This is a genomic window from Mycobacterium sp. (assembly GCF_049281135.1).
Classification (GTDB): Bacteria; Actinomycetota; Actinomycetes; order Mycobacteriales; family Mycobacteriaceae; genus Mycobacterium.
Genome location: NZ_JBAPRN010000841.1, coordinates 1 through 7,821, shown reverse-complemented (window position 1 = coordinate 7,821; position 7,821 = coordinate 1). Strand labels below are relative to the sequence as shown.

Genomic DNA, 7,821 nt, shown 5'->3' with positions numbered 1-7,821 from the left:
GGGCTGGGTGTGCGCGACGGTGGCAGCGGGCCTGCTGCTGTTGTTGCCGCTGCCGCTGGAGAGCCGGACGGTGGTCGCGTTGCTGTGCGGTCCGCTGGTGGGCATCGGCGTGCACCTGGCCGGGCTTGCGCGTCCGGGCCGTTGATCTGCGCGACCGCGTGTACGTTGTGGGCTTGAAATGACCGGTGAAATGTCCGACGTCTGGATCGTCGTCCCCGCCTTCAACGAAGCCGGTGTGATCGGCGACGTGATCACCGACCTGCGGTCGATCTTCGCCAACGTGGTGTGTGTCGACGACGGCAGCGCCGACGACACCGGCGACATCGCGCTACGTGCGGGAGCTCATCTGGTGCAGCACCCGGTCAACCTGGGTCAGGGAGCCGCCATCCAAACCGGCGTGGAGTACGCCCGCAGCCAGCCCGGCGCGCAGGTCTTCGTCACCTTCGACGCCGACGGCCAGCACCGCGTCGCCGACGTCGTCGCGATGATCGGCCGGTTGGCGGCCGGGGACGCCGACATCATCATCGGCACCCGGTTCGGCCCGGGTGTCAGCCGGCCTCCAGTGTTGAAACGGGTGGTGCTGCAGACCGCCGCCTGGCTGAGCCCGCGGGGCCGCCGACTGGGCCTGACCGATACCAACAACGGGCTGAGGGTGTTCAACAAGACCGTCGCCGATCGGCTGGACATCACCATGAACGGCATGAGCCACGCCACCGAGTTCATCATGCTGATCGACGAAAACCGTTGGCGCGTAGCCGAACAACCGGTCGAGGTGCTCTACACCGAGTACTCATCGGCCAAAGGCCAGCCGCTGCTCAATGGTGTCAACATCATCGTTGACGGATTCCTGCGAGGAAGGATGCCGCGATGAACTGGATCCAGGGCCTACTGATCACCTCGATCTTCGCGCTGGTGGTCTTTCTGCTGCGCTCCCGTCGCAGCGTCCAGTCGCAAGCCTGGGTGAAAGTAGGGTTCCTGGCTTTCATGTTCGCCGGTGTGTATGCCGTGCTGCGGCCCAACGACACCACCGTGGTGGCGCATTGGCTCGGCGTCGACCGCGGCGCCGACCTGATGCTGTACGCGCTTATCGTCGCGTTCGGCTTCAGCACGCTGAATACCTACTTGCGGTTCAAAGACCTCGAATTGCGTTACGCGCGACTGGCTCGCGCCGTCGCGCTCGAGGGCGCGCAACGGCCGGAGTGATCAGGCCGCCCCGATACCCCAGTGCAGCCCGCGCGACGTGATCAACACCAACCCGAGCGATACGGCGGCAACGACGACCAAGCCGATGACGGCGACCACCAGCGGCCGCCACCCGGTGCGAACGAGTTCGCGGATGTTGGTGTTGAGGCCGACGCCGGCGAACGTCAGCAAGAACGCCCACCGCGACACGTTGGCGACGTTGGTGGCTTGTCCCTTGCTGAGCCAACCGGCGGTCGCAATCGCCGACACCGCAAGGAATCCGAGGACGAACTTGGGGAACTTGTCCCAGATGAACAGGGCCCGCGCACGCAGACCCGGTGCGACCCGGTCTGCCTCGCCGCGTGATGCCCAGTACAACGCGAAACCCAGCACCACGAACCCGATCAGCGCGTTGCGGGTGGACTTCACCAGCACGGCGATCTTCCCGGCCTGCTCGGAGTACAAGTAGCCAGTCGCGGTGGTCTCGGCGGTGTTGTCTACCGAAAGCCCTGCCCACAAACCGAATTCGTGATCGGTCAAACCAATCGCGTGGCCCAGCACCGGTAGCGTGAACAACGCGACAGCACCCAGCGCGAGGATCGCCGCGATGGCGTAGCCGACGTCGGAGTTGCGAGCCCGGATCGCGCCTTTGGCGGCGACGATGGCCGATACACCGCAGATGGACGTCCCGATGGCCAGTAGCGATCCCAGCTTGCCGGACAGGCCGAAAAAGTGCGCCGCCGCCAGGATGGTCCCACCGGCCAGCGCCATATCGACCAAGATCTGCACCAGCGAGATGCCGCCGAGCTTGACCAGATCGCCGAGAACAAATCGCACGCCAAGAGCGACAATCCCGATCTTCAACCAGAATTCGTAGGTCTGGACGCCGGCACGGAAGATGCGGTGCAGGCCGACGGTGTTGGTGACGAGCAGGCCGAAGACGATCGCCCACAACACGTACTCGATGTCTGGCACCCGCCAATGCTGGTGGTGTGCCAGCGAATTCCACCTGACCTGAGCATATTTGCCCAGCAGGCCGATCGTGATCAGCAGCAGCACTCCCGGCACGTATTCCAGGATGTTGCGGCTGGTGAAACTCGCCTCGTCGGCGGGCTCCGCCTGCTCGGCAACGACCGTGCTCACGGGGTCACCACGGAATCTTGGGTAGCAGTCCGGCCACGGCCAACAGCACCACGATTCCGGCCACGATCGTCGCCCACCAATCGACGCCTATCCGTGCGAGGCGTCCACTTCTCGTTGGTGCGTCATCCTCATCGCTCGCGGTCACCGCAGTCTCCTAAACTCACCGTTACCTACCGCCAAAACCTGTGCCGATTTCTATCGGTCCCCAGAGCACTGGGACAAGGTATTCACTCCGCCTGATTGATACCGAGCGAATCGACTCAATAAAGCGCCCCAACCTGTGGTGTTTTGGGGTGTCGGTATGAAGTCAGTTTTGGGGTGACTTCGGCGATGGCGGTGAGGCAGTACTAGAGCGTGTGCATGCGGCGGGAGTGGTCCACCGTGCGGGCCATGCCCTGCTCCGTTCCGCTGTTCACTCCACACTGTGGCAGCGGGGGCGGATTTAGGTATTTCACATGACTTCTTGTGAGTCCTCCCAGCTAATTTTAAAAGCGTATCTAAGTTCGGCTAACCTTTAGCCCAGAACGGCGCTGGTCAGACACGGCAACACGATCGGAAGGGTCTCCGATGACTTCTCTTCGCCTCACCTGCCTGCTGGCCGCTGCCGCCAGCGGTTTGTTCGGATTCGCGCTCCTCTCGGACGCCGTCGCCGTCGCCGACAGCGTCGACATCGGAGCGCCGGCCGATACTTTCGATGCGGCCGCTTACACCCTCGATCCAGCCGGACCGGAAACGGTGACCGCTCTGTACAACATTCTGACTGCGCCGCCCGGCGTCAACGGAAGCATTCAAGGCTACGGGCAGTTCGACGTCATCGGAAACAATTCCGATGACCCGGTCGGAACTTTCCACGCCTACGTGTCAACCGTTCCCTATCTGGATACCCGCACCGATTTTGCGAACGAAGAGATCGCGACCAGCCAGGTGCTCTACGTCAGCCCCGACGTGCCGGGTTACGAAGATCCCACCGGAATAGCACCCATCGAGGGATCGGTGATCAGCATCACGCACAGTCTCGGCGGCCTATTCACGTTTGTCTACTCCGCTGTACCTTCGGGGGATACCACCACCATCACGGACATCTTGAAGACTCCGTTCGGCAACATCGACCTGTCCCAACTCATCAATCTCCTCAGAGTCGACGCAGTTGACGTGCCGCCCGTGCTACCCGACGGGATCACCGCGACCAGCGACCCAGTCATCACCGCCGTCAGCGGACTTCCGCCGTTCACCATTGACCACCAGGGCTATCAGTCATTCCAATACGGTGAAAATCCAGATGCAACCTTCAACGCCATCGAGACCACCACCACTGACGGAGTCGGTTTCCACACCGAAGCGTTACTGGTCACCGGACAAACGGGTACCGCTGACTCGCTGCCGATCGGATCGGTCTACAACACCATCGATTTCTACAACCTGTCGAACGTTTACTCCTCGATTCCACAACCCGACGGCACCGACGAAGTCACAGATATTCTGATCGACACCGATACTGGTCAATCTCTTGATCTTTCGCCCATATTCTCTCCCTATGACGCGTCAGCCGGCCTCGACGACGGCTCGCTGTTACGACCTATTTCGTTTGGCGACGACATCATCAAAGCCGCACCCGACGCGGAGTTGACCTACACCGGAATCAACGGTCTCCCACCGGGAAACTTCTCGATTCAGGGGACAGACCTGTTCGGTGTTTACGATGGCGGCGCCGACACTCCGTCGTCGACCTTCGAAGCCGACGTGACCACCATCCAGCCGATGTTCGTCAGCTCCTTCACTGAGACGCTACTCGTCACTGATTCGGCGGACCCAAATTTGCCAGAAGGCTCGGTAATCGACTTCGCTTCATACGGTCTCGGTTTCGAGAACTTCTACACCGACCTACCGGGGCTGGGTCCGGACGGTGAGAACCTCATCACCGATACCTTCGTGACCCCGTTCGGCAACCTGGATCTTTCCTCGGTGTACGCGTTCTTGGACGCTTCCGCGGGACTTACCCCGGCCGAGGGACTGGCGTCGTTCGCGGACCAGCCGTGGCTTGACCTGTTCGACACCGTGTTCGGTTTGTGACGGTCAGCGCCCTAAGCTGACGACGCCCGCCGGAAATAGTCCACGGTGCGGGCCACGCCGTCGTCGAGCCGCACCTGCGGGCGCCAGCCCAAAACCCGGTCGGCCAAACCGATGTCGAGCCAGGACCGCCTGAGGTCGCCCAGCCGCGGCGGACAAAATTCCGGGTCGTCGGGTGCGCCGACCGCAGCAGCAACAGCTGAATGAAGTTGGCGGTCGGAGGTTTCCACGCCGGTGGCGACGTTGAAGCGCTGCCCGCCGCCGGCTGGACCCGACGCTTTGATGAACGCGTCCACCACATCGTCAACGAACACGTAGTCACGGGTGTTGGAGCCGTCGCCGAACACCTTGGTGGGCTTGCCCGATAGCAGCGCCTGCGCGAAGATCGCCACCACGCCGGCCTCGCCGTGCGGATCCTGCCGTGGCCCATAGACATTGGCCGGAGCGATGTGTGAGCACTCCAGACCGTAGAGATGCCTGAACGTGTTGAGGTAGATCTCGCCAGCCACCTTGCCCGCGGCATAGGGCGACGCCGGGTCGGTGGGCACGGCCTCACTGGTCGGGTAGGTGGGCGGCGTCCCGTAGATCGATCCGCCCGAGGAGGTGTGCACGAGCTTGCGTACTCCGGTCAGCCGCGCGGCTTCGGCAAGGCGCACGGTCCCGATCACGTTGACCGACGCGTCGAATTGCGGCTCGGCCACCGAGCGCCGCACATCGATCTGCGCGGCCAGGTGGAACACCACTTCCGGGCGATGCTCGCCGAGGATCGCCGCCAGATCGGCGTCGACGATATCGGCCTCGACGAAGGCGAACTCGGGGTTGCCGACCAGGTGTTCGAGGTTGGTAGCCCGCCCCGAGTGGTAGTTGTCCAGGCCGACGACGTGATGCCCGTCGCTCAGCAACCGGTCGACTAGCGTCGACCCGATGAACCCGGCAGCCCCGGTGACCAGTGCGCGCACCGGCCCACCATACCGACGGGGCGCCGGGCTACCCAAGGTGGCGCTCGCCGCGGCGGTGCTGGTCGCGGTGCAGTTGCTGATCCGCGGGGTGCTGGCGTTTCGCGGCTACTTCTACTGGGACGACCTGATCCTGGTCGGCCGGGCCGGCACCCATAGCCTGCTGTCGCCGTCGTTTCTGTTCGACGACCATGACGGACACGTCATGCCGGGCGCATTCCTGGTCGCCGGCGCCATCACCCGGCTGGCACCGCTGAACTGGGTCGGACCGGCCCTCAGCTTGGTGGTGTTGCAACTGCTGGCATCGCTGGCCCTGTTGCGCAGTCTGTACGTGATGCTGGGCTGGCGGCCGGTGCTGCTGGTCCCGCTGACCTTTGCGCTGTTCACGCCGCTCGGCGTGCCGGGGTTCGCCTGGTGGGCGGCGGCCCTGAACTCGCTGCCGATGCTGGCCGCGCTGGCCTGGGTCTGCGCGGACGCGATCCTGTTGGTCCGCACCGGAAACCAGCGGTACGCCGCGACCGGCATGCTGGCCTACCTTGGGGGGCTGCTGTTCTTCGAAAAGGCCGCGGTGATTCCGTTTGTCGCGTTCGCTGTCGCGGCGCTGCTGTGGCACGTGCAGGCCGATCGATCGGCGATACGGACGGTGTGGTGGTCCGGCATCCGATTGTGGACCGCATCGCTGGGGCTGACCGGTGGCTGGGTCGTGGTGTATCTGGCCGTGGTCAACCAACATCGCTGGAGTTCAGACCTGACGATGACGTGGGATCTGTTGCGTCGCTCGGTAACTCACGGCATCGTCCCGGGGTTGGCCGGTGGCCCGTGGGTGTGGGGCAGGTGGGCGCCGGCGTCGCCGTGGGCGGTTCCTCCGACGATGGTCAAGGTGCTCGGCTGGCTGGTGCTGGCGGCCGCGCTGGCGATCTCGCTGGCCCGCAAGCGGCGCATCGTGCCGGTGTGGTTGACCGCGGCCGGCTACGTGGTTGCCTGCCAGGTGCCGATCTATCTGATGCGCTCATCGCGGTTCACCGTGCTCGAGCTGGCCCAAACACTGCGTTATTTCCCGGATCTCGTCGTGGTGCTGGCGTTGCTGGCCGCGGTCGGGTTCTGCGCCCCCAACCGCCCTTCGTCCGGCTGGCTCGACGCGTCGGCAGCCCGCACGGTGGTCACGACCGCGGTGGCAGCGTCGTTCGCAGCGAGCAGCTGGTATTCGACGGCAACGTTCTTGACGTCGTGGCGGGACAACCCGGCACAGCCCTACCTGCAGAATGCTCAGCGCGATTTGGCTGCCGCACATACGAACTCGAGTGCACCGTTGCTCGACCAGGAGGTCGATCCGCTGGTGCTCGGGCGGGTGGCCTGGCCGGACAATCTGGCCAGCCACATGTTCGCACTGCTGGCCAATCGACCCGAATTCGGTTCTTCGACAACGCAATTGAAGACGCTGGACAGCAAGGGCCGGCTGGTCGACGCCCAGGTGACCTGGGTGCGCGCGATGACGCCCGGCCCGGTCACGCAGTGCGGATACCTGGTGCAGCCCGACCGGCCGGTTGAGATCGGTCTCGACGGGCCACTGCTGCCGACGGACTGGACGGCCGAGATCAACTACCTGGCCAACAGCGACGGCTCGATCACGGTCTCACTGTCGGAGGGGATCGACACCCGGGTGCACGTACACCCCGGGCTCAACCGGGTCTATGTGCGACTACCGGGCGCGGGCAATGCGATGCGGGTGCGGGCCGACACGGCGGCGCTGAGCGTATGCATCGCCGCGGGGCCGGTGGGATTCGTGCTGCCACGCTGACGCGGGTCAAAGGTGGAGCCACCTAGGAGAATCGAACTCCTGACCTGCTCATTACGAGTGAGCCGCTCTACCGACTGAGCTAAGGTGGCGTGCCCTGTCGGGCGGGACGAGTCTACGGCAGGGCCACTTGCACACCCAAGTTCGCCCGACGACGATGCAGAGCGCGCAGCGCGATGAGGTGGGGGTCCCCCCAGGCGCGAAGCGGCGAGGGGGCGGGTTGGGCAAATCAACTCAGTCGCGCAGGGCCTGGCCGATGGTGGCGACCATGGCGTCGACGGCGAACTTGGGCTTGACGTTGATCGCCAGCGCCTCGCGGCACTCCAGAACGGCTTCGATGCAGCGCAGCAGCCGATCGGCGGAGACGTGGGCGGCCATCGACCCGATCTGCGCGGCCATGTCGGGGTGGTTGGGCCGCACGTCACCCGCACTGGCGGCGACCAGCAGCGCGTCACGAAAGTAGGTCGCCAGGTCGATCAGCGCGCGGTCCAACGCATCCCGCGACGCGCGGGTCTGACGCGACTTCTGCCGTCGCTCAAGGTCTTTGATCGCACCGGTCGCACCGCGCAACGCACCGGCGGTGCCCTTGCCGGTGCCTCCGGCGCCCAGCGCGGTGCGCAACTCCTCGGTCTCGGCTTCGTCGCGGCCGGCGGTCAGCACTGCCGCCTCGGCCTCGGC

General features: G+C 64.7%; 8 protein-coding genes, 1 tRNA gene and 1 pseudogene. 5 read left to right on the top strand and 5 right to left on the bottom strand.

The genetic code is table 11. From position 1 onward, the window contains the following. The 3 genes and pseudogenes from WAN02_RS33495 to WAN02_RS33485 all read left to right on the top strand — a co-directional run. Positions 1 to 145, top strand: a pseudogene (locus WAN02_RS33495) (hypothetical protein); the annotation flags it as partial. 33 nt (positions 146 to 178) lie between these two features. Beyond that, the gene (locus WAN02_RS33490) at positions 179 to 871 is read left to right on the top strand and encodes a glycosyltransferase family 2 protein (protein WP_422269653.1); all 693 of its coding nucleotides are present in this window, start codon (positions 179 to 181) and stop codon (positions 869 to 871) included. Then, positions 868 to 1,203, top strand: a complete 336-nt coding sequence (locus WAN02_RS33485; protein ID WP_422269652.1) for a DUF2304 domain-containing protein — start codon at positions 868 to 870, stop codon at positions 1,201 to 1,203. Before WAN02_RS33490 ends, WAN02_RS33485 begins: the two co-directional genes overlap by 4 nt. Here WAN02_RS33485 and WAN02_RS33480 read toward each other — a convergent pair whose 3' ends face one another. After that, on the bottom strand, positions 1,204 to 2,325 hold the full coding sequence (locus tag WAN02_RS33480; protein ID WP_422269651.1) for a YeiH family protein: 1,122 nt from the start codon (positions 2,323 to 2,325) through the stop codon (positions 1,204 to 1,206). Between the two features lie 4 nt (positions 2,326 to 2,329). Next, on the bottom strand, positions 2,330 to 2,470 hold the full coding sequence (locus WAN02_RS33475) for a hypothetical protein (RefSeq protein ID WP_422269650.1): 141 nt from the start codon (positions 2,468 to 2,470) through the stop codon (positions 2,330 to 2,332). Positions 2,471 to 2,892: 422 nt separating this feature from the next. Here WAN02_RS33475 and WAN02_RS33470 point away from each other — a divergent pair, with 422 nt between their 5' ends. After that, positions 2,893 to 4,395, top strand: coding sequence for a hypothetical protein (locus tag WAN02_RS33470; protein WP_422269649.1), 1,503 nt, complete (start codon positions 2,893 to 2,895; stop codon positions 4,393 to 4,395). Positions 4,396 to 4,406: 11 nt separating this feature from the next. Here WAN02_RS33470 and WAN02_RS33465 read toward each other — a convergent pair whose 3' ends face one another. After that, complete coding sequence (locus tag WAN02_RS33465; protein WP_422269648.1) at positions 4,407 to 5,351, bottom strand: NAD-dependent epimerase/dehydratase family protein; 945 nt, start codon at positions 5,349 to 5,351, stop codon at positions 4,407 to 4,409. Between WAN02_RS33465 and WAN02_RS33460 the strand changes: the two genes are divergently transcribed. Next, the gene (locus tag WAN02_RS33460; protein ID WP_422269647.1) at positions 5,317 to 7,146 is read left to right on the top strand and encodes a hypothetical protein; all 1,830 of its coding nucleotides are present in this window, start codon (positions 5,317 to 5,319) and stop codon (positions 7,144 to 7,146) included. The genes WAN02_RS33465 and WAN02_RS33460 overlap by 35 nt on opposite strands. A 13-nt stretch (positions 7,147 to 7,159) precedes the next feature. Here the strand turns inward: WAN02_RS33460 and WAN02_RS33455 are convergent. Then, positions 7,160 to 7,235 (bottom strand) — tRNA-Thr (locus tag WAN02_RS33455). 142 nt (positions 7,236 to 7,377) lie between these two features. Beyond that, on the bottom strand, positions 7,378 to 7,821 hold a 444-nt coding region (locus tag WAN02_RS33450; protein WP_422269646.1), incomplete at its 5' end, for a DNA polymerase III subunit delta' C-terminal domain-containing protein.